Raw genomic sequence first — 25,772 nt, 5'->3', positions numbered from 1 at the left:
CTATCCACGTCCCGGAGCCTGCCCATGATCGCCGACAATCCCGCCCTCCTGACCGCTATCCGCGACCGCTTCGCCCATGTCGATGCCTGTCCGTTCGAGGGGCCGCGCGTGTTCTTCGAGAACGCAGGTGGGGCGCTTCGCCTGAAATCGGTCATCGAGACGAGCGCCGTTCATGCGGGCTATCCCGACAACCAGGGCCGCGCGAATGCGGCGTCCGAGGCGCTGATGGCCGTGATCGCGCGCGGCAAGGCCGATATGCGCCTGTTCTTCAACGCGGGCGACGCGGGCGAGGTCTTCGTGGGCGAAAGCGGCACGGAGGTGCTGTTTCGCCTTGTCCGCACCGCGGCCCTTGCCGCGCCCGAGGGTGGCGTGATGCTTGGGTCAACGCTGGAACATCCCGCGACTTACGGCGCCATGGCGCGATGGTCGGATGTCACCGGCCGCACCTTTCGGCGCGTCGCCCACGACAGCCTGACCGGCAGCGTGTCGCCCCAAGACTACAGCGCAGCGGTTACGCCTGACACGCGCGTGGTCACGATTGTGCACACCTCGCCCGTGACGGGCATGGCCGTCGATGTGCCCGCCATCGCCGCCGCCGTGCGCGAGGTGGCTCCCGAGGCGTTCATCATCGTCGACGGGATCCAGCACGCCAGCCACGGAGCGGTCGACGTCGTGGCCTGCCACGCCGACGGCTATGCGGTGTCGCCCTACAAGATGTTCTCGCGCCACGGCTATGGCGTGGGCTGGGCGTCGGACCGTCTGACGGCGGCGACGAAGGAACAGATCATCGGCGGCGCGCCCACGACGTGGGAACTGGGGACGCGGGACAGCGGGGCCTATGCCACCTTCTCGGATGTCGTGGCCTACCTCGACTGGCTGGGAGGCGAGGCGGGAGCGGACGAGGCAGCGACGCCACGCGCCCGGATCGAAGCCGCCGCCGCAGCCATCGCCGGGCAGGAGGCGGTCCTCCTGAAGGCGATGCTGCACGGCTACGGCAACCTGCCGGGTCTGGCGCAGCTTCCCTCGGTGACACTGATTGGCGGGGACCGCGTCGAGGGGCGCGAGGGCGTGATTTCGCTGCGGCTGGAGACGATGCCCTCGGCCGAGCTGGTCGAGCACCTGCGCCAGCGCGGCATCCGCGTGCACATCCGCAAGAACGACCATTACTCCGGCAACGTGCTGGAGCCCCTCGGCATGGAGGATTGTATTCGTGTCTCGGTCAGCCACTACAACTCCCTGCAGGAGGTCGCCCGTTTCCTTGGCGCGATGCGCGAGGCTACGGAATGAGTGATGTGCCGCTTCGGAGAGGAATTAGTCTGCCAGCATCTCCAGCGGTGCATCCTGCACAAGCATCGGCCTTCGCGTGACCTGAGCCCCGTTTGATCCGGGGATGGGGAGAGTCCTCGGTCGATGGTTTGCAGGTGAGGAAGCGAGGTGGGTGCAACCGCCACCTGAGCGCCCTCGATGGCGATCCGCGCTTCGGCCGTTCCCGTTTCTCGAATGCGGCGAGCGTATCCCGCTCGTGATACTCCGGCATCCTCACATCCCTCGGTCCACGCCTCTCCTTGTACATTTGGCAAAGATGTTATCCCGGAGAGCCCAGCGCGGACGACTCCAGCGTCCGTATCACCGTCCGGAAGCACTTGTTCTTCGCGCTGAAGCAATGTGATAGATCAGCGATGAAACCAGATCTAAGAACGCCCGCCGGCCACCCGATTTCCTCGTATTGCTTTGGCACCATGCAATGGGGTGGCAAGGCAGATCGAACTGACAGTCGTGCCATGTACGACAGGGCCCGCGCCGCCGGAATAAACTTCTTCGACACGGCTCACGGCTATACCGGGGGGGCATCGGAGACTTTGCTCGGTCAGTTTGTGGTCGCTGAGCGGGACCATCTTTTCATCGCCACCAAGTGCGCCTCGACAGGGAACTGCGCTCCTGAAGCGATCGCGAAGGACCTTGACGAGAGCCTCCGGCGCCTCGACCTCGACTTCGTTGACTTGCTTTACATGCATCGCTGGTCTGACGAAGTGCCGCTCGAAGCGACCTACGAGGCACTTGCAAAGATGGTCGACGCTGGTCGTGTAAGGCATATCGGCGTTTCGAATTATGCGGCTTGGCAAGTAATGAAGGCCGCTGGCGTCGCCGCGACTTTCGAACTTAGGATCGAGACGCTGCAGCCGATGTACAATCTCGTCAAACGGCAGGCCGAAGTAGAGATGTTGCCGATGTGTACATCCGAGAACATCGCCGTTGTTCCATACTCCCCGCTTGGGGGCGGCCTTCTGACGGGCAAGTACAAGCTCGGGCAAGAAGGCCGCCTGACCCATGATCCGATGTACAAGGCCCGCTACGGTCAGGACTGGATGCATGAGACCGCGAATTCACTGCACGCACTTGCCGCCGAACTCGGTGTTTCCGCCATTACGCTGGCTATCGCCTGGGTTGCACGTAACCCCGCGATAACGGCGCCGATCCTGAGCGCCAGCAGATCCGATCAGATGCAACCATCGCTCGACGCCATTGGTTTCGAACTGGATGACGAGACTTATGCGCGCCTCACGGCACTGTCCCCAACGCCGCCACCAGCGACAGATCGCTTGGAGGAGGCGTAGCCGTCTGGTGAACGCCACTCGTCATTCGGCGACACGGCGGCACCCGGCCTGACATCGCTGTCGAGACCTGCCACTGGTCTACCATCCATTGCCGATCGGAGCCCGATCGGTGTTTGAGCCGGTGAGCGCAGGCTGAGCCGTCGCCCGATGCGCGAAGCTTGGACCGCGCGCGGCTGCCGGGGCTGAACCTGTTGTTGGAAATGCCGCCTTCATGTGAACTTGTGAAGGACAAGACGCGAGCGCCCTTGGCGCCTGAGGCGTCGGGGCCCAGCCGACGACGGGTCCGGTTCGTGAACGCGGCCGGAGGCGGCAAGAACCGCATCCTTTACTCATCACCGCCGGATCTGCCGGCTCCCAGGATGCCTTTCTCGATGAGCCGGTCGATTTCCGCATCATCCAGTCCAGCGTCAAGGAGCGCTGTCCTGCTGTCGGCGCCAAGATCGGGCGCAGCATGGCGAACGGATAGCGGCGTCTTGGAGAACTTGACGGGAAATCCAGTCATGGCCACCTCGCCATGTCCTGCGTGCGGTACGCGCATCACCATGTCCTGCGCCGCGACCTGAGGGTCCCCGAGCGCCTCGGTCAGGGTCTGGACCCGGCCGGAAGGCACCCCGGCGCCGTTCAGGCGCTCGATCCATTCATCCTGTGTCCTTTTCGACAGCGCCTCGTTTATCAGCGCATTGAGTTCCGCGCGATTGCGAAGCCGCATTTCGTTGTTTTCGAAGCGCGGCTCGGCCAACAGATCCTCGAGGCCCAGCTCGCGCAGAAATCGGCGAACGATGGCCTCCGTCGATGGCGCCACGGCGATGTCGCCGTCTGCCGTCCGGAACAGGCCGTAGGGGGACGCGATCGGATGGTCATTTCCGGTCGGAACCGGATCACGTCCGGTGGCCAGCGAGTTCGACGTGAGATAGGCCATCATCGACATCATGGACATCATCATCGAAGCTTCGACCCGCTGTCCCGGGCCGCCGTTCTCGCGCCCGCGGAGCGCGGCCACGGCGCCGAGCGCAGCGTAGAGGCCAGCGACCAGATCCGTGATCGGCGGCGCGGTGCGCAGGGGGCCGGACTGCGGCGTTCCGTTCGTCGCCATGTAGCCCGACATGGCCTGCGCGATGAAGTCGAAGGCCGGGCGATCTGCGTAGGGGCCGGTGCTGCCGTAGCCGTTCACGCTGACGACGATCAGACCGGGATTGATTTCGCGCAGGCGGGTCTCTGTCAGGCCCATCTTGTCAAGTATGCCGGGGCGAAAGTTTTCGGTCAGGATGTCGGCATCCGTCAGCAGGCGTTCCAGCACCGCCATGCCGTCGGGCGCGCGCAGGTCGAGTTCGATCGACTTCTTGTTGCGGTTGAAGCCCGCGAAATACCAAGACAGGCCCGCCACCATGTGTCCCTGTCCGCGAACGGGGTCGCCGCCCGGCGCTTCGATCTTGAGGACATCCGCGCCCAGATCGGCCAGCAGCATCGAACAGAACGGACCGGACAGGATCCGCGTCAGGTCGATGACGCGGACGCCCGCAAGGGGAAGTTCGCTCATCCGGCGGCCGTGACGGTCAGTTCGGGATCGTGACGCTTCAGCCGCGGCCCCGCCTTGATGACCTGACCGGGCAGGCTGCGGCCGATCACCTCTTGCGTCAGTTGCGCCGCGGAGATGAGCGCGTCGAGGTCGATGCCGGTGGCATATCCGCTTTCCTGCAACAGGTAGACCAGATCCTCGGTGCAGATGTTGCCGGTGGCCCCCGCCGCGAAGGGGCAGCCGCCAAGGCCGCCCACGGCGGCGTCATAGTGGGTCACCCCCTCGGCCAGCCCGGTCATCACGCACGCGAGCCCCACGCCGCGCGTGTTGTGGAAATGCAGGTGGATGTCGAGCCCCGGCGCCGCCTCGCGGATCGCGCGGATCGCGGCCCTCACGGTCAGTGGGGTGGCCATGCCGGTGGTGTCCCCGAGCGAGACGCTGTCGGCCCCAAGCTCCTGATAGCGGCGGGCTATCCAGGCGACCTGCTCGGGCGGCACGACACCTTCGAACGGGCAGCCGAACGCCGTCGCGATGCCGCCCTCCACGGTAATGCCGGCGGATTTCAGCATGTCGGTCACCGCCTCGAATTCCGACAGTGACTGCGCGATGGGCCGGTTCACGTTCTTGCGGTTGTGCGTCTCGGATGCCGAGACCACCGTGTGCACCGCGTCGAGTGCGCAAGCGACCGCGCGCTCCGCGCCGCGCAGGTTGGGGACAAGCGCCGACACATACGCGCCTTCCGGCCGGTCGATCCGAGCCAGGACCTCCTCGGCGTCGGCGAGCTGCGGCACGGCGCGGGGGCTCACGAAGGACGTCACCTGCATGTGCCGCAGGCCTGAAGCGAAGAGCGCGTTCACGATCTCGACCTTGCGATCCGTGGGGATGAAGGTCTTCTCGTTCTGGAATCCGTCCCGCGGCCCGACTTCGCAGACGGTGACATGCGCCCCTTCCGGCACCGCAGCGGTCGGCGATGACAGCCTCGACATTGCGATTTCCTCCCTCGGACTTGGATGTCCCGGCGCACATCATGCCCCGCGGCAATTCTTGGGGGCAAGGGGGCGTGGCGGGCATTCCCGACGACGGCGGTCGGCCGCCACGGCGAAAATTCAGGTCGCCGCAGCGCGGATCCTCTCTTGCAAATAGTTTGAGGATCGCATCACCCTGCGTCCGGGTTTAACTGGGAGGACGAACCTATGATCTTTCGTACATTGACGACTGCAAAGCTGGCGGCGCTGACTGCCGCGGCGGTCACCATGACCGCGGTTCCGGCGACGGCGAACGAGTGCATCGCGCCCTCGAACCCCGGCGGCGGCTGGGACTTCACCTGCCGCACGATTGGCCGCATCCTGACCGAGCTCGACCTCGTGGACGGCAACGTGCAGATCACCAATATGCCAGGCGGAGTTGGCGCGGTGACCTTCGCGATGGTCGCTTCGGAAAGATCGGACGATGCCGATCTGATCGTGGCCACCTCGACCGTGGGCATCACCCAGATTGCGCAAGGCCGCTATCCCGCGCCGCTCGACACGATGCGCTACCTCGCCATGCTGGGCGCCGATGTGGGCGTCATCGCCGTTGACGACGAAAGCGAAATCGAGACTCTCGCGGACCTCAACGCGGCACTGGTTGAGGATCCCACTTCGCTGGTCACCGCCGGATCCTCCGGCGCGGGCGGCTGGGACCACATTCGCCTTCTGATGGTCGCGGACGCGGCCGGGGTGGACGACCTTTCGGCGATCCGCTGGGTGCAGTTCGACGGCGGCACGGACGCGGTGACGCAGATGATGGGCGGCCAGATCGACGTCGTCTCCACCGACCTCGGCGAGATCGCGGGTTTCGTGGAATCGGGCGACATCCGCATCCTCGCGGCGCTGAGCGACGATCCGATCCCGGCCTTCCCCGACATCCCCACCGCGATCTCGCAGGGCATCGATGTGACCGGCTACAACTGGCGCGGCCTCTATACCGGCGGTGATGTCACCGACGAGGAATACGCCGCGTGGGTCGAGAAGCTCGAGACGCTCTACAACTCCGACGAATGGCAGGAGGCCGCGACCGCTTCGGGCCTCGTCCCGATCTGGCGCGGCGGCGAGGAGTTCGAGGCCTTCGTCCGCGAACAGGCGGACGTGATGGAGCAGATCTCGCGCGATATCGGCGTTATCGAATGAGCATAAGGATCATGGGTGTCGCGATCTTCGTGATCGCGGCGCTCTACACGTGGCAGGCGGGGAGCTACGCGATCACCTTCGGCGACGTGCTCGGCCCGACGGTGTTCCCGGTCATCGTGGGCATCCCCATGATGATCCTCTCCGCCTCGCTCGTGGTGTTTCCCGCGGGGCAGGTCGATTGGCCCGCCCCGCAGCGCATGTGGCGCCAGCTGGCGGCGCTGGCCGTGCTGGTCGCCTACACCATGACGCTGGAGCCTCTGGGATTTCCGCTGGCGACCTTTGCGCTGGTGGCGCTGATCGGGATCATCCTTGGCGGTGCTCCCTGGCGTGCGATCCTGCTGGGTGCGGTCATGGCGCCCGCGCTTTGGGCATTGTTCGACCAGGTTCTGGGACTGCCGCTCGATTTTCTGGGGGAGCTCTTCGTCGCCGACTGACTGGCACGAAGGGTAGGGGACGCAAGCATGGAAATCCTGTCGCTCCTTGGCCAAGGCTTCACGGTCGCGCTGACGCCGCTGAACATTGGCCTCCTGCTGATGGGCTGCTTCATCGGGACGCTTCTAGGAGCGCTGCCGGGGCTGGGGCCGGTCAACGGCGTCGCGGTGCTGATCCCGCTGACCTTCGCCTTCGGCTTCGATCCGACCTCGTCGATGATCCTGCTCTGCGCGGTCTATTTCGGCTGCATGTATGGCGGGCGGATCAGTTCGATCCTGCTGAACATTCCCGGCGACGAGCCGGCGATCATGACCACGCTCGATGGCTACCCGATGGCGGTGCAGGGCCAGGCGGCGAACGCGCTGGCCATCTCGGGCGTCGCGTCCTTCGTAGGCGCCACCATCGCCGTGATCGGCCTGTCGCTCTTCGCGCCTGTCCTGGCTCGGGCGGCGATCCATTTTGGCCCGGCGGACTACTTCGCGCTCTACGTCCTCGCCTTCGCCACGATCGGCGGCATTGCGGGCGTCGATCCGCGCAAGACGCTTCTGTCTGCGCTGATCGGCCTGATGCTGGCCACCGTGGGGCTCGATCCGATCTCGGGCGTGCCGCGCTACACCTTCGACAGTTTCCACCTCTATGACGGGATCGAGCCCATCGTCGCGCTGGTCGGCCTGTTCGCGATCTCGGAAATCCTGATGCTGCTGGAGAAGCACGTGAAGGACCGGCCGAAGGCGATCCCCGTAGGCAGCTGGATACCGCAATGGAGCGCGATCTGGCCGACCCGTTGGGCGATGCTGCGCGGTTCGGCCGTCGGCTTCGTGGCGGGCGTCCTGCCCGGCGCCGGCGCCTCGCTCGGCTCCTTCATGGCCTATGTCGCGGAGAAGCAGACGTCGAACAAGAGGGGCACTTTCGGCAAGGGCGATCCGCGTGGCGTGGCGGCGCCGGAAAGCGGTAACAATGCGGCGTCGGGCGGCGCGCTCATCCCGATGCTGAGCCTGGGGGTGCCCGGCTCCGGCACAACCGCCGTTCTTCTTGCGATGCTCATTTCGCTCAACGTTCAGCCCGGCCCACTCCTGTTCGAGCGTCAGCCCGATCTGGTCTGGGGCCTTGTGGCGTCGCTATACATGGCCAACATCGCGCTCCTGATCCTCAACCTGCCGATGATCGGCATCTTCACGCGGTTGATGATGACGCCGACCTGGGCGCTGATGCCCATCGTTGCCGCAATCACGTTCGTCGGTGTCTATTCCATCTCCAACTCGGTCTTCGATCTTGAGATGATGGTCTTCTTCGGTGTCGTCGGCTACCTCCTGCGCAAGTTCGATGTCAGCCTGGTGCCACTGGTGCTTGGACTCCTGCTGGGCGGAGACATGGAACGAAACCTGCGCCGTGCGATGTCCATCTCCGATGGCGATTGGTCGATCCTCATCGCCAGCCCGATTTCCATAGTGCTCTATATCCTGACGGCTTTCTTTCTCGCGCTGTCAGTTTGGCTCGCGGTCCGCGATCATCGCCAGACAAAGTCCGAGCGGCTTACGGAGGGGTAAGGCGTGTGCGGAGTCCCGCCTTGAACGTGCAGAGCGACCCGCTTGAAAGCACCGGCGGTGTCAAGCAGACTTGCCTCGAGGCGGGGCTGGACGCCGGCTATCGTCGGTGAATGACCCAGCCCAAGAGGCAGCGGCACTGCCTGGATAAGACTACCCCGAATTGGCCTGAAAGCGCCGATCGTACACCTCGAAACGCCTCGGATTTCGGGAAGCGGGTCAGCCGTCTTCGCCCTGCCGCGCCATCGATGTGCGGCCAACGAGCTGCAACGTGTAATCAGGCAGGAACCGAGGCCCCCGATGGTGATCATGCCACCGAGAACCGCTCTTAGCCCGGTTTGACCTCGGTTTCGCGTCCAGATACCGCTGGCGCTTGGCGTTGCGCATGAGTGGCGGGTTGCCGGATGGACATCAAGGGAAGCTGAACATGGACGAACTGGCGAGTGGACAGTGCCTGTGCGGCGTCGTGACATTCCAGATTTCCGGAGAGTTCGAAAGCTTCTTCCTTTGTCACTGTATGCGATGCCGCAAGGACAGCGGCTCGGCCCATGCGGCAAACCTCTTTTCCTCCACGGCGAAGATCGTCTGGTTGTCAGGTGTTGAAAATATCCGAGAATTCAGGCTCGCCGGGTCGCAGCATGTGAAGTGTTTCTGCACGAACTGTGGTTCAGGGCTACCATTCAATCTGGCGGATGACGCTGCGTTGGTCGTGCCGGCAGGGTCACTGGACACCCCGATCGCCCTCCTGCCGAACGCGCATATCTACTACGCCAGTCGCGCGGCCTGGGACAACGATCTCGGCTCTCTGGACATCATTGAGGGACGTCCCGGTTGAAGGGCTGAGCTGGTGCGCGTCAACACCGGTCCCGATGTCATCCGTCCCGTCGAGTGACGCGATCACTGCGCCGGGTGAAGGACAGCGTCACTTCCCTTGCCGAGACCAATGTGAATTGGCCTGGCACAACCTGCTGGCACTGCCTTGTCGGGCAGGTCGCGGGCCATCCGGCCCGCGATCAGCGCGGCGGAGAGCCTCAGGTGCGCGCCTGCGACCGGCGCTTGATCGCGACGAGCCCACCGATACCTGCGAGAAGCAACCAGCCCGCAGCCGGCAAAGGAACAGGCGCGAGGTGTTCGTTCTCGATCACCGCCGAAAACACCAGCTGGCTTCTACCCAGTTCTGTCGTGACCCAGTTGCCGTTTTCGGCAAGGAAACCGCCGGGCTCGGTGACTGTCCTGACCGACACGATGATATCGGTCAGTGTGAGGCCGTCCGCCAACAGAATGTCCGTGAAGGCACCGCCCGCCGGCGTGCAAACCCATCCCGACGTGCAGAGGCTCAGGCGTGCTTCGTCCGCCTCGCTCGCGCCCGAGGCGCCGACGTTGTTGTCGGTGGTGATGATCTCCAGGCCGAAGCGCTGCTCGCCTTGGAAGGTCTGATCACCTGCGTCGGAGCTCAGCAAGGCGCCGAATTCCAGCTTGCCGTAAAGGGTGAAGATATCGTCGAAACCCGTCCACGTCGCATTGAACCATTCCATGCGAGCGACTTCGATCTCATTTCGTCCGGTCACGAGGGTCCGGTTGAAGGAGGTATCGAGGATACCGAGGGTGCTCGGGTCATCCCCCGCGCCGCCCCATCCTACCGTCGATCCGCCAACCGCGTCTCGGTCGCCGACGAAATAGATGGAGCCCGACGATGGGTCGAAACCGCCCACACCACCATTCGAGTAGAAGAAACCGCTCGTGTCACCGGAAAAATTGAACGTAGTGGCGTGCGAAGCGCCCGCCGAGACGCCGGCAGCACAAACGGCAAGCGAAATGAATTTGAAAAATCTGTTCATGTTCCAATCCCTACAAGGGTTAAAATACGTGCCCCCGCAAGGAACCGCTACCATGCCGGGGCCACCTTGTCGCCATGTTTTTGCCTCATGTCGAGCTTGTTTCGCGACGGTGCACAATCCCCATGTCGCCTTGCGCCATGCGCGCGCGTCCGGGCTCGTCCGTCACGGTCCATCCGCCGGAGCATGACGTCAAATCATCCCGCGGCCGCCTCGGCGACGACGCCTCAACCATGCGCCACAGTTTCAGCCCACAAATGCCAATTTGACCCGGCAGGTTGCCCCCCGGAAACTTGGGAACGGGGTATTCGACATGTTCAAACTCGGCGTTCTGAAGCGGGCCTTGCGAGGCTTTGTCGGCGTCGATCGCGTCCGATCGATGATGGTGGTGCTGGCCGTGGCAAGCGTCGGTGCGGTGCTTGGCACGCATGGCGCAAACGCGAGCGGTTCATTTCTCGCGCTGGGCGCGCGGGCCCCTGAGCCAAGCGGGGCGACCGGTCTTTGCGATCGCTACGGATGGGCCTGCGCCGACGCCCAGGGCCGTATCCAATTCAGCGCTTCGATGGTGTCCGAGATCTCGCGCATCAACCGGCGGGTCAATCGAGCTGTTCGTGCGGTATCGGACCGGCGCCAGTATGGCGTGTCGGATCTTTGGTCCTACCCGGCGAGCGGGGCAGGCGATTGCGAGGATTACGCCCTCGCGAAGAAGCGGGAGCTCGTGGCGGCTGGATACCCGTCTGCGCTTCTCATGCTGGCAACCGTGCACAGCACGCGAACGGGCCCGCACGCCGTTCTGGTCCTGCGAACCGAACAGGGCGACTACGTCCTTGACAACCTGAACGACGAGATCGTGCCCTGGCGGGCGTCCGGCTATTCCTTCCTGAGAATTCAAAGCCCGACATCGCCACGCGTCTGGCACAGCGGTCGTCCAAATCGCTCGTGATGGAAGTTCCCGTATCCGCCGTGCAGCGCCGGTGATCGCGCCTTCGGGCGGTATGCCCCGCGTCTGACGATGTGGACAAGCGATCGGCGCGTCGGTGCGGGAGCTACCATTGCGCCTACGCCGAGGGCGCGGCCTGCTCGGCAGAGGGCAGGCGGTCCACCCTTTCGCGAAGAGCGGCGGTTTCATTGATGCTGCCGGAACCCGGCCCGCCGCCCGACGAGCATCGGGCGGCGGGGAAATCAATGCCTGTTCAGCCGATGTTTCCGCCGCCGGTTCCACCGCCGCCAGGGCCACCGCCGATGCCGCCGTCGCCGGGACCACTGTCCCCGGGAGGCGTAGTGTCGCCGCCGGGAGGCGTAGTGTCGCCGCCGGGAGGCGTATTGTCACCGCCGGGAGGCGTATTGTCACCGCCGGAGGGCGTACCGCCACCGCCGGAGGGCGTCTCGCCACCGCTGTTTCCCTCAGTGCCGGGACGCTGCTCATCATTTCTGTTGTCGTCTTCGCCGCTGCTACGAACGGTCGGCGGCTGCCCGTCGCCCCGGTTGTCGCCAGAGAAAGGGGCGGACGGGATGGCCGCGGTCGCAACGTCCGAAAGTACGGCGGCAAAGGCCGGACATTGGGCTTCCGTGTAGTCGAGAAGTCGAAGGAAATCGTCCTGCCGCTGAAGTGCGTTGAGTGCGCTCCGCGTGATCTGGGAGCACCCGCACAAGTCGTCCGTCCGGTCCATCTCGCGTATGACGCGAAGGTCGCATTCGAACCGAGTGGTCGTGGACTGTGCGAACCCGGCAGAGACCGAGAGGACGATTGTGGCAGACGTAAGGAGAGCCCGAACGGGCAATTTTGTCTTGGCGTACATGGATTAACCTATTGAATTAAATATCAAAAATATAAAAATGCTGCGTGCTTTAGAGCCCGGGAGGCCCTCTGCTTCAGATATTGGGGCAATTTTGCGGCAAAAATCAAGTGTTTTAGGGACCGCTTTCGGCTCGGTGCTCTCATGGGACCTTCAAGGGCTTCATCTAAGCGAAGCGGTCGGCGCCGGTTCGTCGACGGCAGCCGCGACGGGCGTGGCGGACGCAACGTTCTACCGTCGGGCGCCGGTCCGCGCCGCGACGCAAATCGACGATGAGACCTCGCGGCTGAAGAAGCGCATCGCGTGCGGAAGCTCGTTGACCTCGACCGACACCGGGATCGCGCTGGTTCTCGGGCGATCAGGTCACGTGGGGGGACGGATCCGACGGTCTCGTGGCCGGCCCCGGGGGCCGCCGCAGGGTCCGGGCACCGTGACGTCCTGGGCCTGCGACCCCGCGGCGCTTGCCCTGCCTGTCCCGCGGACCACCTTCAACGTCGCATCCGCTGCAAGCCCCGAGGTTTCGATGCCCGCCCGCGCCGCCCTTGCCGTTCCCGGCGATCTCGCCACCCTGACCGGGGGCTACATCTACGACCGCCGCCTGCTGTCCGAACTGCGCGCGCAGGGGCGGGATGTGGCGCATATCGCGCTCGGGTCGAGTTTCCCCGACCCCAGCGCCGCCGACATGGAGGACGCCGCCCGCCAGTTGGCCGCGGTCCCGGCGGATTGCCCCGTGATGATCGACGGTCTCGCCATGGGCGCGATGGACCGGGCCGTCCTGTCGGGAATGCGTGCGCCCATCGTCGCGATGGTCCACCATCCTCTGGCGCATGAGGGCAGCCTGCCCCCCGCCCGGCGCGACCATCTGCACCGCACCGAGACGGAAAACCTGACATGCGCCGCCCATGTCGTGGTCCCGAGCCCCCACACCGCCGCGCTGCTGGTCTCGGATTACGGCGTCACCGCTGATCGCATCACAATTGCCCGTCCCGGCACCGACCGGCCGCTCGGGCAGGTCGCCAAGTTCGATCCGCCCCTGATCCTGTCGGTCGGCATCCAGATCCCGCGCAAGGGGCATGACGTGCTGATCCGCGCGCTGGCGGAGGTGGCGGACCGGCCTTGGCAGGCGGTCATCGCGGGCTCGGCTTTCGACGCCGACCACGCGGCGCTCCTGGCGCGCCTCGTGGCGGACCTCGGCCTCGGAGGGCGAGTGCGGCTGGCCGGCCGCGTGCCGGGCGGGGAGCTGGCGCGGCTCTACGGCCAGTCGGGCATCTTCGCGCTCGCCACCCGCTTCGAGGGCTACGGCATCGTCTTCGACGAGGCGATGGCGCATGGCCTGCCCATCGTCACCTGCGCCACGGGGGCCGTGCCCGACACGGTCGCGCCCGGCGCGGGCCTCCTCGTGCCGCCCGACGACGCGCCGGCCTTCGCCGCCGCGTTGGCGCGCGTGCTCGACGACGCCGCGCTGCGCGAGACGATGGCGGCGGCCTCGGCGCTGGCGGGCGCGGCGCTGCCGGGCTGGGACGCGACGGCGCGCCTCGTGGGCGCGGTGTTCGACCGGGCGCTGGCCGATGGGTGAGGACGATCTTGCGCTGGCCGAGCGATTGGCGGCGGAGGCGGGGGCCCTCCTTCTCGACCGCTGGCAGGCTCGCGGGCGTCTTGCGGTGACGACGAAGCGCGCGGGCGACTTCGTGTCGGAGGCCGACCGCGCCGCCGAAGACCTGTTGCGCGCGGGCATCGCGGAGGCCCGGCCCGGCGACGGCTGGCTGGGCGAGGAAACCGGGGCCGCCGACGGCAACGGCCGCCGCTGGATCGTCGATCCGCTCGACGGCACGACGAACTTCCTGCGCGGGATCGGCCACTGGGCGGTGTCGGTCGCGCTCGAGGAGGGCGGCGCGCTCACCCTTGGCGTGGTGCATGACCCGGTGCGGGGCGAGACCTTCGCAGCCCGCCGCGGGCAGGGCGCGACGCTCAACGGGCGGCAGGTCGCGGTCGCCGACACCAAGGACATGTCGGCAGCTCTGTTCGGCACCGGCATCCCGTTCGGCGGGATGGCCCATATCGACGACCATGCCGACGATCTCGCGCGGCTGATGCCGGCCTGCGCCGGGGTCAGGCGGATGGGGGCGGCGGCGCTGGACCTCGCCTATGTGGCGACCGGACGGCTCGACGGGTTCTGGGAACGGCGGCTGCAACCCTGGGACATCGCGGCGGGCCTCGTGCTCCTGCGCGAGGCGGGCGCGGTAGTGGAGGGGTGGGCGACGGGCGAGCCCGCGGAAGCTCGCGGAAACGTGATCACGGCGACCCCCGCCCTGTTCCCGGCCTTCGCCGCGATCCTGCGGGCCTGAGCCGGCCACGCTGTAACGCGCCAGTCGGGCCAAAGGATGCCCGACCGCTCTGCCGACGCGATAGCCGCCGCGCTCCTGAGGTTGCCCGATCGCGAGGCCCTTCAGCGATGCGAAATACGGTGGGTCATCCACGGATACGTCGGCGCCGGTTGCGACAGGCGCGGCAGGACCCCGCGATAGAAGCCCGCGACGAAGATCCTGATGAGGGCGAGCCGCCCGTCACACGGGACCGGCCCGTTGAGGGTGGCATTGCGCGCCGTCTCGGGGCTCAAACCCACATGGTCAGAGTTCCGGGCGCCAAGCCCGGCCCTGCCGGAGAAGACCCGAAACATGGAAATCGTGGGGTGGAGCGAGACTGCCGCCGTTCGGGCCGCCGGTTTTTCGCTGTCCGCGGCGGCCTCGACCGGCGCCGCGTCGCGGGGCTGGGTCGCGCGCACGCGGCGCGAGACGACCGCTGGCGGATCCAGCGTGACGACCCGCCGGCCGGCCCGCCGCATCGCGGCGCGGTATCGGCTGTTCGAGCCTGCCCGGTCCCACACGAAGACGCGGGGATCCGATGGGTGACCACGGATCTCGAGAGGCCAAGCCAACGCCTCGTTCCGTCACCCATTTGGAGATTTGCCGATGGAACTGGAGTGCCAGACAGCCCGTTAGGCCATTGGCGTCCAGGCGGCACGGCGCCGACACCCTTGCCAGCGCGGCAACCGCCCTAGATTGCTGGGTTCGACAGGAAACAGGTACGCCATGCTGCCCAGCCCACTTGCTTCGCCCGGGTCCGCCAACACGGTGCCGGATCGACCTGACGCCGACACCGGCACTCCCGCGCTCGCGCCGCGCGCGATCGAGCGGCTGCACCGCATCCACGGCGACCTGCGCACCGGCCTGCCCGTGATCCTGCAGGACGGCGTCGAGGCGACCCTTCTGGCCCTTGTCGAACGGCTGACCGACGCGCGATACGCCGCGATGGCGGCACTTGGCCAGCCCGAGCTGGTGCTGACGCGGCGCCGTGCCGAGGCGCTGGGCGCACTGCCACCGATCCCGGGCGACACGCTGCGGCTTCGGGTGCCGCCTGGGGCCGACCTCGCCTGGCTCACGGCGGTCGCAGGGCAGGCCGGACGGGGGTCCCCCGCCGCCGGCACCAGCCTGCCCATCCTGCAGGCGGGCGGCGCGCCGCACCGGGCCGCGATCGAGATCGCCAAGGCGATGCAGGCCGTGCCCGCCGTCCTTTCCGTGCCGCTGGCCGGGCGTGACGACGGAGGCACCGCCGGGCTCGGCCTGAGCACAATTCCGCTGAGCCTCGTCGCCGAGGCGATGGCCGAGGTCCGCAGCCAGACCCGTGTCAGCTCGGCGCGGCTGCCGATGGACGCCTCGTCGGCGGGGCGCGTGCACGTCTTCCGCCCGGACGATGGCGGCGCCGAGCATTACGCCATCGAGATCGGCACGCCGGACCTGTCCGGCCCGGTGACGGTGCGGCTGCATTCCGCCTGCTTCACCGGCGACGTTCTGGGTAGCCTGAAATGCGACTGCGGCCCGCAGCTGCGCGCCGCGATGGCGACGATGGCCGAGGGAGACGGCGGCGTCCTGCTCTACCTCAACCAGGAGGGTCGGGGGATCGGGCTCGCCAACAAGATGCGCGCCTACGCACTGCAGGAGACCGGGATGGACACGGTCGAGGCGAACCACTGGCTTGGCTTCGAGGACGATCAGCGCGATTTCCGCGTCGGCGCCCAGATCCTGCGCCGGATGGGCATCGGGCAGGTGCGGCTGATGACCAACAACCCCGCCAAGACGGCAAGCCTTGCCGCGCAAGGGATCGCGGTGGTGGAGAGCGTGCCGCTGCGGGTCGGACGCACGGTGCAGAATGCCCACTATCTCGCGACCAAGGCTGCGAAATCGGGGCACCTTCTGTGACGACCGCGCCCGCGCTCTGGTGTGTCGGCCCCGGGCGGGTCGAGACGCGCCCCGGCGCGATGGGCGAGGGCGTGGCGGTGGACATGCTGTTCTCCGGCATCAGCCGAGGCACCGAGCGGCTGGTCTTCGAGGGCCGCGTGCCCGCGACTGAGCACGACCGGATGCGCGGGCCGGCGATGGAGGGCGAGTTCCCGTTCCCGGTGAAGTACGGCTATTGCGCCGTGGGCCGCGTGACCGAGGGCGCGCTGGCTGGCCGCGCGGTGTTCGCGCTGCATCCCCACCAGGCGCGGTTCCGCCTGCCTGAAGCGGGGCTGACGCCGCTGCCCGACGGCCTGCCGCCGGAGCGCGCGGTGCTCGGCGCGAACATGGAAACGGCGCTGACGCTTCTCTGGGACAGCGGCGCGGGGCCCGGTGACCGCATCGCCGTGATCGGCGCGGGCGTCGTGGGTGCGCTGGCGGGCTATCTGGCGGCCCGGCTGCCGGGGGCCGAGGTGACGCTGGTCGACACCAACCCCGGCCGCGCCGCGCTGGCCGAAACCCTCGGCTGCCGCTTTGCCGACCCGGACGCGGCGCCGCGGGACTGCGACGTAGTCGTGCACGTCTCCGCCTCCGCGCCGGGGCTTGCCACCGCCATCGCCTGCGCCGGTCAGGACGCCACGGTGGTCGAGGGCAGCTGGCACGGCGCTGGCGCCACGCCCGTCCCCCTCGGCGGCACGTTCCACAGCCGCCGCCTGCGCCTCGTCGGCTCGCAGGTGGGCCGGATCCCGCCGGCCCGCGCGCCCCGCTGGACCTACGCCCGCCGCATGGCCAAGGCGCTGGACCTCCTGACCGCCCCCGCGCTCGACGCTCTGATCTCGGGCGAGACGCAATTCTCAGACCTGCCCGACCGCTACGGCGCGATCCTGTCGGACCCCGCCACGCTCTGCCACCGCATCCGCTACGACTGATCCCAAGGAGACACCATGTTCGCCGTCGAAGTCCGCGATCACATCATGATCGGTCATTCCCTGCCATCGCCCGTCTTCGGCCCCGCGCAAGGCCTGCACGGCGCGACCTTCACGGTCGACGCGGCCTTCTTCACCGACAACATCGACGAGCATGGCCTCGTGGTGGACATCGGGCTGGCGACCGAGGCGCTGGCCGAGACGCTGGCCCCCTTGCGCTACAAGAACCTCGACGAGGTGCCGGAGTTCGAGGGCAAGTTCACCACGACCGAATTCCTCTGCGGCCACATCTTCGCCGCCATGGCCGAGCGGGTCCGCGCCGGCAAGCTGGGCGATGGCGGCCGGGTGAAGAAGCTTCGCATCACGCTCCACGAAAGCCACGTCGCCCGCGCCTGGTACGAGGCGGAGGTCTGAGCCATGGGCTTTTCCGCCGACTGGCTGGCCCTGCGCGACCCCGCCGACCGGGCGGCGCGTGACGGCGCGCTTGCGCTGCGGGCGGCAGCGGCGGCGGGACCCGCGCCGCTGGTCGTCGATCTCGGCTGCGGCACTGGCGCGACCTGGCGGGCGCTTGCGCCGCTCCTGCCGGCGGGCGCGCGCTGGCGCTTCGTCGACAATGACGCGGACCTGCTCGACCTTGCCGCCGCGACGGCGGGACCGGGGGTGGAGGTGGTGCAGGCCGACCTCGCCGATCTTGACGCGCTGCCGCTGGACGGCGCCACGCTGGTGACCGCCTCGGCGCTGCTCGACCTCGTGCCGCTGGCCTGGGTCGAGGGACTGGCGCGCCGGCTGCGGGGGGTGCCGTTCTACGCGGCGCTCAGTTATGATGGGCAGATGTCGTGGACACCGGAAGACCCGCGTGACGGCGCCGTGACGGACGCCTTCAACCGTCATCAGCACGGCGACAAGGGTCTTGGCCCCGCGCTTGGCCCCGACGCCGCGGAGCGGGCGGCGACGGTGCTCGCCGCGGCCGGCTTCAGCGTCGAGACGGCCTCCAGCCCGTGGCGGCTCGACCCCGGCATGGCGGCGCTGCAGCGCGAACTGACCCGGGGCATCGCCGAGGCGGCCGCAGGGGCCGGTGCCGCTGAGGCCGAGGCCTGGGGCCGCGCCCGCGACGCCGGCGCCGACCGCTCGACCTGCCTGATCGGGCACCTCGATCTGCTTGCCCTTCCCCCCCGCCAGCCGAGCGAGGCCGCCCATGTCCTTCGTTGACGTCACGCCCCGCGTCTGGAAACGGCTTCTGGCCGTGCGGCAGGGGCTCGCCTGTACCTGTTGCGGCCGTTGGAGCCCCGGCGAGCGCGCGGCCCTCGACCTTTACGGGCCCCTCGCACGGCGCGATGTCGGGCCGGGCACGGTGGCGCAGATCGGCCAGTCGCTGGACGGGCGCGTCGCCACGGTGACGGGCGACGCGCGCGACGTCTCGGGGCCGGACGGGCTCGCGCACCTGCACCGGATGCGAGCGTTGGTCGACGCCGTGGTGATCGGGGTCCGGACGGCTTTGCACGACCAGTCCCGCCTGACCGTGCGGCTCTGCACCGGGCAGAACCCCGCGCGGGTGGTCATCGATCCGCGCGGCCGGCTGCCTGATGACGCGCCCGCCCTGGCCGCCGACGGCGCGCGGCGCTTCGTGGTGCAATCGGTCGACCGGCCGCGCCCAGAGGGCGTCACGGTGATCCGGCTTGAGCCGCAGGACGGACGGCTCGACCCACGCGAAATCGCCGAGGCCCTGCGGGCCGAGGGCCTTGAGAGCCTCATGATCGAAGGCGGCGGCATCACCATCGCGAGCTTCCTCGAGGCGGGCCTTCTGACGCGGCTGCAGGTTGCCATCGCGCCGCTCCTGATCGGGGGAGGGCCTCAGGGCCTCACCTTGCGGCATCCGACCGACAGCCTCGCCGACGCGGTCCGGCCGGAGATGCGGGTGTTCTCGCTGGGGTCCGACACGGTGTTCGATTGCGGCCTCGGCCCCGATGCGGCCAGGGCGACCGAGGCCCTGCATGCACAGCAAGCGAGCACCCGAGGCATCTAGGGTCGGGACCAGCCGATCTCCGTCCGGTCTCGCGGGTCACCGACCGGAAGAGAACGGTGGAGATGTCTGGCTTCACCCGGCTTTCGGGCGCGCGGAGGCCGCGGCGTTGACGCGGGGTTCCACGGTCAAACGGATCGCGAGACGGTCCGCAATCGGTGTGATCCTCTCGGCCCGTACCGAACCGCCACCCTGTCCGAGCGGCGCGGTCTTTGTGCGGGGCAAGCGGCGGTTCTACCGTCATGGCCGAGACCGGTTCGGTGCCGACGGCCCTACTGCGCGTTCATGTTGAAGGCGTCGCGGTAGATGCGCCACTTTCCGTCATCATGCCGGCGGAATATCGTGAGGAACTTCCCTTCGACAGCCTCATCGACCGTGAACGTACCGTGGGAGTAGGCCCAGCCATCGGCAATGACGATCTCTTCCGAGTTCACTTCCATGGACGTCGGCGCGTCCTGGAACCGCTCGGGCGTGCCGAGCGCAAAGGTGGCGGGCCAGATTGGTCCTCGTGCTTTTCATGACTTCGGCACTCCCTTTAGATGTTCCCGTGCCAATAGTTGCGGACGCAACCCATCGCGCATTGCCGATGGTCATTGCGGGAAGGCGAAGAGTTCGGGCCGCACAACGGAGGGCGGGGCCCCGTCGCCGGGCACCACTGTTGTTGCGTTCCCGTGGTTTTGCGAGTTCCCAGGATCGCCATGCCCGTCCAGGCGCCAGTCTTCGCGCCCGGCTGGGGGCAATCTGCGGGCGGTTCCGCTCCTGCCCGATCATCCGTCGTCCGGGACCTGAGGTTGTCCCGGGCCGACCGCGGGGCATGACCGATGGCGAGGTTCTGGAAAAGCCCGTCACCCGGACGCCAGGCGAGAGGGCTGCGTTGTAACGGTGCCGTATGCAGACGGCACCCCGGTCTTGCCGAGTGGTGCGGACTTCGTACAGCATAAGGGGAGGGGGCATCGTCCCGGCTGGGGCCGGTTCGGATGCGTCCGACATCAACCCATCAGCGCCAGTCAGGAATGGCGACCCCCGACCCGTAGGCCGGGGATCGGAAAGTCTCAGAACGCCGGTTCTTCGCTGTCGACGTTTTCGCTCGTGACCACGGTCAGCGGGATCGGCAACCGGGCCGCGACCTCTTCGCCGGCGATCACCGCGGCGATGGTGTTGATGGCGAGAAGCCCGTCCTCTATCGGCGACTGGACGATGGTCGAATACATCTCGCCCGAACGGATCGACTCGAATGCATCGCGTTGCCCGTTGATGCCGACGATGGGCGGGGTCGGCGCGTCGCCATACGCCTCGCGCCACGCATCGATGAAGCCGCGCGCCATCGTATCGTCATTGGCGTAGACGCCCTGAATCCCGTCGCCGAAGCGCGTGATGAGATCGCGGCTCGCGACGAGCGCCCGCTGCTGGTCGAAATCGGCGTTCACCGTCGCCAGCACCTCGATCTCGCTGCCAATCTCGGCGAGCCGGTCCTCGAACCCGCTGACCCGGCCGATGGTCGTCCCGTTGCCGGCCTGGCCGGCGATGATGACGATCGAGCCCGCGCCACCCATCGCCTCATTGAGCGAATCCGCGGCCATCTCGCCTTCCTCGTAGACGTCCGGACCGGTGAAGGACACGATGAACGCGTCCGCTTCCTCGTTCATGGGCGAGTTGATGAGGATGGCCGGAATACCAGCCGCCTGCGCCCGCGCGAGCGCCGGGATATAGGCCTGCGGGTCGAGCGGCCAGAGGATGATGCCGTCCACATCGCGCGCGATGCACGTGCCGAGCTGCTCCACCCCGGTCTGGACATCGAAGTTCTGGCTCAGGCTGAGAATCTCGATCCCCAGTTCCGCGGACCTGGCGGCGATCGCCTCGTTCGCCGGCGTTACGTAGGCGTGCGCGTCGGCGGCCGTGACGTAGCACACGGTCTGCGCCGAGGCGGCCGCCGGTATCAGCGCGGCGAGCGCCGCACCGATGGCCAGCGTCGTGTCTTTCAATCGTGCCATGTTATCCTCCTTTGCATGGATGGGTCATTCCGCAGGATGTGCCTGCGGAGATCCGCGGGGCGGCGCGGCGACGTTGCGGTCGAGCACCACGATCAGGATCAGGATCAGTCCGGCGACGATGCGCTGGAAGTAGGCCGGCACGGACTGGAACTCCATTGCGGTCGTGAGCGCGGCGATCGTCAGGACGCCGCCGAGCGTCCCGAGCGCCGAGCCGCGGCCACCCTCGATCCGCGTGCCGCCGACGACGACGGCCGCGATCACTGCGACGGTCATCTCGGCGCCGAAGACAGGTGAGCCAGTGTTGGTCGCCAGCGCCTGGAGCACGCCGGCGAGGCCGGCCATGCCGCCGGCGAAAATGAAGCCCAGGAACACGATCCGGTCGACCGGCAGGCCGCTCGCCTCGGCCGCCTCGGAGTTCGATCCGACGGCATAGAGATTGCGGCCGCCAACGGTGCGGCTCAGCCAGACATGCAAGGCGAGGACGAGCAGCAGGAAAAGCGCGCTGCGCGCCGTGAAGAGATCGAGATAGATGCGGCTAAGCTCGATCGAGAACATGATGTGTCCGCCTGCCAGCGGCTGGCTGTCCGTCAGCCAATGCGCCACGGCCCGGAACATGAGCATCGTGGCCAGCGTGGCGACGAGGGCATTGACCTTCAGCTGGACCGTGACGAAGCCGTTGATCGCGCCGCACAGCATTCCCGCCAGCACGCCGACGATGGCCGCGGGCCAGAGCCCGAGGGCTGGTTGGAGCTGGATGGCGACGATGCCGGATACGGCGAAGACCGACCCGACCGAGAGATCGATCTTGCCGGCGATCAGGAGAACGGTCAGGCCGACCGCCACGATCCCCATCGCTGCGCCCCGGTCGACCGCGAGGCTGAGCGTCGTGAGGCTTGCGAAGCCCGGCACGATTGCCGTCGCGATGCCGACCGTCAGGGCGAGGATCACGGCGATCCGGTTTCGCATCAGGAACGAACCCCAGGCCATCACGCGCCTCCGCGGCGGCGCAGCGCCAGATCGACTGCGACCGCGACGATGATGAGGAGGCCCAGGATGAAGCCCTGAACCGGCGTGCGGATGCCGCCCAGCACCATGATGTTGGTGAGGAACTGGACAAAGAAGAGGCCGGCGATGGCCCGCGGGATCGACCCCGATCCGCCCATGATGGAGATGCCGCCGACCACGACCGCGGTGATGGCGCTGAACTCGTATCCGGTTCCGACCATCGGCCGGGCGCTTTGCAGCGTCAGCCCGAGCAGCCCGCCGCTCAGGCCCGCGCAGAGCCCTGTCAGGACGAACGCGCCGGCCTTGACCGCGCGCACCGGCAGCGCGCTTGCCGCGGCCGCGCGCGCATTGCCGCCGACCGCATAGGTCCAGCGGCCCCAGATGCTGCGCGAGAGCACGAGATGCCCCACGAAGGCCGTGACAAGGAATATGACGACGACCACCGGCACGCCGAGGATGCGGGACTTCACGAAATCGCCCGAGGCCGGGTCCGAGCCGTAGACGATCACCCCGCCGACCATCGATTCCACGACGCCGAGGACGATCGTGCCGACGCCGAGTGTCGCGATGATCGGATTGACCTTGAGATAGCCGACCAGGATGCCGTTCACCGATCCGCACAGGCCGGCCAGGCCGATGGCCAGCAGGAAGGCGGGAAGGGGGCCGACATGCGGTTGCAGCGCGAGCGACAGGATCGCCCCACAGGCAATGGTCGCAGGCACCGAGAGATCGGCAAGCCCGCCCACGACGAGGACGAAGGTCATGCCCACGACGACGATCCCGACGATGGCCATCGACGTGAAGACGTTCACGAAATTGCCGACGCTCAGGAAGGCGGGATTGACGAGTGTGCCGATGACCAGCAGCAGCCCAATGGCCAGAAGGAGGCCCGCCCGCGCCAGCATCGAGGCCCATCTGCCCTGGGCGGCGAAGCGGCCTGCGGCGGATTTGGACGAACCTTGAACCACACCGTCACTCATGCCGCGTGCTGCCCGGTCGCATGGGCCATGATGAGTTCCTCGGCCAGTGCCTCGCGTGGCAGCGTCGCCATGGCCACGCCTTCCCGCATGATCAGGACACGGTCGCTCACGCCCATCACTTCGGGCAGTTCGGACGAGATCATCACGACCGCCATGCCGTCCGCGACAAGCTCTCCGATGATCCGGTGAATTTCCGCCTTCGCGGCGACATCGACGCCCCGCGTCGGTTCGTCGAGGATGAGGACGCGGGGACGCGCTGCCAGCCAGCGCCCGATCACCGCCTTCTGCTGGTTCCCGCCTGACAGAAGGCGAACTTGCCGCTCGGGATCGGTCGGCACGACGCCGAGCGTGCCGACATAGCGGCTGGCGAGGTTGCGGTCTTCCGACCTTCGGATAAACCCGAGCCTCGAGATCGAGCGCAGGACGGCGAGGCTGATGGTGTCGCGCACGCTCATCGCGGGCACCAGTCCCTCGCCCTTCCGGTCCTCGGGCACGTAGGCGATGCCGGCGGCGATGGCGGCGGAAGGAGAGCCGATCCGGACCTCGCGACCGTCGATCTCGATCCGCCCGCTGGTGATCGGCGCGAGACCGAATATCGCGCGGGCGAGTTCTGTCCGGCCTGCGCCGACCAGTCCGGTGATGCCGAGGATCTCACCTGCGCGAACCTCGAACCCGATGTCGCTGAAGCGTGCGCCGTCACCAAGCCCGTCCACCCGAAGCACGGGGTCGCCGACACGCGCGGGAATTTTCGGGAAGACGTTCGAGACGTCCCGGCCGACCATCAGGCGGATCATGGACTGCGGGTCGAAGGCCTCGGCCGGACGGGTCTCGACCATCTCGCCGTCGCGCAGGATCGAGACGTCGTTGGCGATATCGAGGACTTCCTGCAGGCGGTGGCTGATATAGACTATGGCGATGCCGCGGTCGCGCAGGCGTCGCAGGATACCAAGAAGCGCCGTGGCCTCGATCTCGCTCAGGCTCGAGGTCGGTTCGTCCAGCACGATGATCCGGGGATCTGCGGAATAGGCGCGCGTGATCTCCACAAGCTGTTGCTGGCCGATTGTCAGATCGCCCACCCGCGCGGACGGGTCGATGGCGGCGCCGATCTCGGCCAGCCGTTCCGCCGTCGCGCGGACCATGCGGGCGGTATCGACGAAGGGCCCGCGGCGAGGCGTCCGCCCGAGAAAGACGTTTTCCGCGACGGTCAGGTCGGGGGCGAGGCTGATCTCCTGGTGCACCATCCTCAGGCCGTGGCGCTGCGCATCGGCGGGCCTGCGCAAGGCGACCTCGCGGCCGTCGATCTCGATCTTGCCCGACGACGGGGGATGGACGCCGCTGACGATCTTCATGAGCGTGGACTTGCCCGCACCGTTCTCGCCCACGATCGCGTGGACGCGGCCGTATTCCACGGCAAAGTCGACCTTGTTCAGCGCGCGGACGCCCGGGAAGGACTTGCTGATACCAGACATGCGCAAGGCGCAAGCTTCCCGACCCATCTTTCGCCTCCCACGTCGCGGATCATTGGCACGTTTTCCGAAGTGCCTCCGCCATTGTTACTCTAATATATTAGTATTGGCAACATAAGTTCGGCAGCGTTCGCACGGTCAGATTTCGGCCGTATGGAGGAGCGTCGCCCTTGCGCCGAAGGCCGCGGCAAGGTCTTCGGCATCAACCGCATCGTCGCGCGGGACCGGGACGAGATCGCCCGTCAGCCAGTGGCATTCAAGCGGCAGGCCCATGCCTGCGCGCATCCGGTGTCAATCGCCGCGCGCCGGACGCCAGCCAAGGGGGGGCGTCGACGACCGGGGGGGCGGGCGCGCTCAGACGGCCGCCCGGACCGTCTGGCGCTGGCGTCCAAGGCCCTCGACCTCGAGTTCCACCACATCGCCTGGCGCGAGCCATCGCTGCGGCTTCATCCCCATCCCCACGCCCGGCGGCGTTCCTGTCGAAATGATGTCTCCGGGATGGAGCGTCATGAACCGGGACAAGTAGGATACGAGGAACGCCGCCCCGTAGACCATGGTGGCGGTCGACCCGTCCTGCATCGTCTCGCCGTTGACCGTCAGCCACAGCCGCAGCGCCTGCGGGTCCGGCACCTCGTCCGTCGTGACGAGCCAGGGGCCGACCGGGCCGAACGTGTCGCAGCTCTTGCCCTTGGTCCACTGGCCCGCACGCTCGATCTGGAAGGCGCGTTCCGAGACGTCATTGATCGTGCAGTAGCCCGCCACATGGGACAGGGCGTCGGCCTCGTCGACATGCTTGGCGACGGATCCGATGACGATGCCAAGCTCCACCTCCCAGTCGGTCTTTTCGCCGCCCCGCGGTATCTCGATGTCGTCATCGGGCCCGACGATGGAGGAAGTCGCCTTGAGGAAGACCACGGGCTCCGGCGGCACCTCCATGCCGGACTCGGCGGCATGGTCGGAATAGTTCAGGCCGATGCAGATGAACTTGCCGCAACCGGCGACGCATGGCCCGATCCGCGGTTGGCCCGGGACAATCGGCAAGCTCTCGGGCGCGATTGCCGAGAGGCGCGCAAGGCTGTCTGGCGACAGGGCGTCGCCGCTCAGATCCCCGATCACGCCGGACAGGTCCCGGATGCTGCCGGTCTCGTCGAGAAGGGCGGGGCGTTCCTTGCCTGCCGGCCCCACGCGCAGAAGTTTCATCGGT

The 25,772-nt window shown here is 67.5% G+C and carries 25 protein-coding genes; 14 read left to right on the top strand and 11 right to left on the bottom strand.

Going from position 1 to position 25,772, the window contains the following annotated elements:
• Window positions 1–24 precede the first annotated feature (24 nt).
• Window positions 25–1,287: an aminotransferase class V-fold PLP-dependent enzyme gene (locus tag P6F26_RS09615; RefSeq protein ID WP_278028469.1), complete on the top strand. Its 1,263-nt coding sequence runs from the start codon at window positions 25–27 to the stop codon at window positions 1,285–1,287.
• A gap of 392 nt (window positions 1,288–1,679) precedes the next feature.
• Complete coding sequence (locus P6F26_RS09610; RefSeq protein ID WP_278028468.1) at window positions 1,680–2,615, top strand: aldo/keto reductase; 936 nt, start codon at window positions 1,680–1,682, stop codon at window positions 2,613–2,615.
• 325 nt (window positions 2,616–2,940) lie between these two features.
• On the opposite strand, the gene P6F26_RS09605 is transcribed toward P6F26_RS09610, so the two are convergent.
• Together P6F26_RS09605 and P6F26_RS09600 are read right to left on the bottom strand one after the other, a co-directional pair.
• Window positions 2,941–4,152 carry a CaiB/BaiF CoA transferase family protein gene (locus P6F26_RS09605; RefSeq protein ID WP_278028467.1) on the bottom strand — a complete coding sequence of 404 codons (1,212 nt, stop codon included), beginning with the start codon at window positions 4,150–4,152 and terminating at the stop codon, window positions 2,941–2,943.
• Entirely contained in the window at window positions 4,149–5,117 is a 969-nt protein-coding gene (locus P6F26_RS09600; protein ID WP_278028466.1) for a hydroxymethylglutaryl-CoA lyase, read from the bottom strand. The genes P6F26_RS09605 and P6F26_RS09600 overlap by 4 nt, the downstream gene beginning before the upstream one ends.
• A 267-nt stretch (window positions 5,118–5,384) precedes the next feature.
• On the opposite strand from P6F26_RS09600, the gene P6F26_RS09595 reads away from it, so the two are divergent.
• The 4 genes from P6F26_RS09595 (at window position 5,385) to P6F26_RS09580 (ending at window position 9,110) form a co-directional block, all read left to right on the top strand.
• A complete protein-coding gene (locus tag P6F26_RS09595) occupies window positions 5,385–6,299 on the top strand; it encodes a Bug family tripartite tricarboxylate transporter substrate binding protein (protein ID WP_278028465.1) in 915 nt (304 codons plus the stop codon).
• The gene (locus tag P6F26_RS09590) at window positions 6,296–6,733 is read left to right on the top strand and encodes a tripartite tricarboxylate transporter TctB family protein (protein WP_278028464.1); all 438 of its coding nucleotides are present in this window, start codon (window positions 6,296–6,298) and stop codon (window positions 6,731–6,733) included. Before P6F26_RS09595 ends, P6F26_RS09590 begins: the two co-directional genes overlap by 4 nt.
• Before the next feature lie 27 nt (window positions 6,734–6,760).
• Window positions 6,761–8,278: a tripartite tricarboxylate transporter permease gene (locus P6F26_RS09585; protein ID WP_278028463.1), complete on the top strand. Its 1,518-nt coding sequence runs from the start codon at window positions 6,761–6,763 to the stop codon at window positions 8,276–8,278.
• 424 nt (window positions 8,279–8,702) lie between these two features.
• Window positions 8,703–9,110, top strand: a complete 408-nt coding sequence (locus P6F26_RS09580; protein ID WP_278028462.1) for a GFA family protein — start codon at window positions 8,703–8,705, stop codon at window positions 9,108–9,110.
• Window positions 9,111–9,306: 196 nt separating this feature from the next.
• Here the strand turns inward: P6F26_RS09580 and P6F26_RS09575 are convergent, their stop codons facing one another.
• The gene (locus P6F26_RS09575; protein WP_278028461.1) at window positions 9,307–10,113 is read right to left on the bottom strand and encodes a VPLPA-CTERM sorting domain-containing protein; all 807 of its coding nucleotides are present in this window, start codon (window positions 10,111–10,113) and stop codon (window positions 9,307–9,309) included.
• Between the two features lie 310 nt (window positions 10,114–10,423).
• Here P6F26_RS09575 and P6F26_RS09570 point away from each other — a divergent pair, with 310 nt between their 5' ends.
• From P6F26_RS09570 to P6F26_RS09560, 3 genes are all read left to right on the top strand, one after another.
• Window positions 10,424–11,053, top strand: a complete 630-nt coding sequence (locus tag P6F26_RS09570; protein ID WP_278028460.1) for a transglutaminase-like cysteine peptidase — start codon at window positions 10,424–10,426, stop codon at window positions 11,051–11,053.
• Window positions 11,054–12,336: 1,283 nt separating this feature from the next.
• Window positions 12,337–13,482, top strand: a complete 1,146-nt coding sequence (locus tag P6F26_RS09565) for a glycosyltransferase family 4 protein (RefSeq protein WP_430736735.1) — start codon at window positions 12,337–12,339, stop codon at window positions 13,480–13,482.
• A complete protein-coding gene (locus tag P6F26_RS09560; RefSeq protein WP_278028459.1) occupies window positions 13,475–14,251 on the top strand; it encodes an inositol monophosphatase family protein in 777 nt (258 codons plus the stop codon). Before P6F26_RS09565 ends, P6F26_RS09560 begins: the two co-directional genes overlap by 8 nt.
• A 101-nt stretch (window positions 14,252–14,352) precedes the next feature.
• Here the strand turns inward: P6F26_RS09560 and P6F26_RS09555 are convergent, their stop codons facing one another.
• Complete coding sequence (locus P6F26_RS09555) at window positions 14,353–14,841, bottom strand: hypothetical protein (RefSeq protein WP_278028458.1); 489 nt, start codon at window positions 14,839–14,841, stop codon at window positions 14,353–14,355.
• A gap of 154 nt (window positions 14,842–14,995) precedes the next feature.
• Here P6F26_RS09555 and ribA point away from each other — a divergent pair, with 154 nt between their 5' ends.
• From ribA to P6F26_RS09530, 5 genes are read left to right on the top strand one after another with little or no spacing between them, the layout of a single operon-like run.
• Window positions 14,996–16,162 (top strand): GTP cyclohydrolase II, encoded by a 1,167-nt coding sequence (ribA, locus tag P6F26_RS09550; protein ID WP_278028457.1) that lies wholly within the window; start codon window positions 14,996–14,998, stop codon window positions 16,160–16,162.
• Window positions 16,159–17,109: a zinc-dependent alcohol dehydrogenase gene (locus P6F26_RS09545; RefSeq protein ID WP_278028456.1), complete on the top strand. Its 951-nt coding sequence runs from the start codon at window positions 16,159–16,161 to the stop codon at window positions 17,107–17,109. The genes ribA and P6F26_RS09545 overlap by 4 nt, the downstream gene beginning before the upstream one ends.
• Before the next feature lie 15 nt (window positions 17,110–17,124).
• Entirely contained in the window at window positions 17,125–17,520 is a 396-nt protein-coding gene (locus tag P6F26_RS09540; protein WP_278028455.1) for a 6-pyruvoyl trahydropterin synthase family protein, read from the top strand.
• 3 nt (window positions 17,521–17,523) lie between these two features.
• Window positions 17,524–18,315 (top strand): class I SAM-dependent methyltransferase, encoded by a 792-nt coding sequence (locus P6F26_RS09535; protein WP_278028454.1) that lies wholly within the window; start codon window positions 17,524–17,526, stop codon window positions 18,313–18,315.
• Entirely contained in the window at window positions 18,302–19,129 is an 828-nt protein-coding gene (locus P6F26_RS09530; RefSeq protein WP_278028453.1) for a RibD family protein, read from the top strand. The genes P6F26_RS09535 and P6F26_RS09530 overlap by 14 nt, the downstream gene beginning before the upstream one ends.
• 269 nt (window positions 19,130–19,398) lie before the next feature.
• Here the strand turns inward: P6F26_RS09530 and P6F26_RS09525 are convergent, their stop codons facing one another.
• From P6F26_RS09525 to P6F26_RS09495, 7 genes are all read right to left on the bottom strand, one after another.
• On the bottom strand, window positions 19,399–19,566 hold the full coding sequence (locus P6F26_RS09525) for a Cif family virulence factor (RefSeq protein ID WP_278028452.1): 168 nt from the start codon (window positions 19,564–19,566) through the stop codon (window positions 19,399–19,401).
• Between the two features lie 612 nt (window positions 19,567–20,178).
• On the bottom strand, window positions 20,179–21,108 hold the full coding sequence (locus P6F26_RS09520) for a sugar ABC transporter substrate-binding protein (protein ID WP_278028451.1): 930 nt from the start codon (window positions 21,106–21,108) through the stop codon (window positions 20,179–20,181).
• 33 nt (window positions 21,109–21,141) lie between these two features.
• A complete protein-coding gene (locus tag P6F26_RS09515; RefSeq protein ID WP_278028450.1) occupies window positions 21,142–22,104 on the bottom strand; it encodes an ABC transporter permease in 963 nt (320 codons plus the stop codon).
• Window positions 22,104–23,102, bottom strand: a complete 999-nt coding sequence (locus P6F26_RS09510) for an ABC transporter permease (protein ID WP_278028449.1) — start codon at window positions 23,100–23,102, stop codon at window positions 22,104–22,106. Before P6F26_RS09510 ends, P6F26_RS09515 begins: the two co-directional genes overlap by 1 nt.
• Entirely contained in the window at window positions 23,099–24,571 is a 1,473-nt protein-coding gene (locus tag P6F26_RS09505; protein ID WP_278028448.1) for a sugar ABC transporter ATP-binding protein, read from the bottom strand. Before P6F26_RS09505 ends, P6F26_RS09510 begins: the two co-directional genes overlap by 4 nt.
• Before the next feature lie 135 nt (window positions 24,572–24,706).
• Entirely contained in the window at window positions 24,707–24,841 is a 135-nt protein-coding gene (locus tag P6F26_RS09500) for a hypothetical protein (protein ID WP_278028447.1), read from the bottom strand.
• Window positions 24,842–24,922: 81 nt separating this feature from the next.
• A complete protein-coding gene (locus P6F26_RS09495; RefSeq protein ID WP_278028446.1) occupies window positions 24,923–25,768 on the bottom strand; it encodes a fumarylacetoacetate hydrolase family protein in 846 nt (281 codons plus the stop codon).
• Between the last annotated feature and the right edge of the window lie 4 nt (window positions 25,769–25,772).

Origin of the sequence: Roseicyclus salinarum (assembly GCF_029624655.1) — a bacterium.
GTDB lineage: Bacteria > Pseudomonadota > Alphaproteobacteria > Rhodobacterales > Rhodobacteraceae > Roseibacterium > Roseibacterium salinarum.
This window is presented reverse-complemented; position numbering and strand designations above follow the sequence as displayed.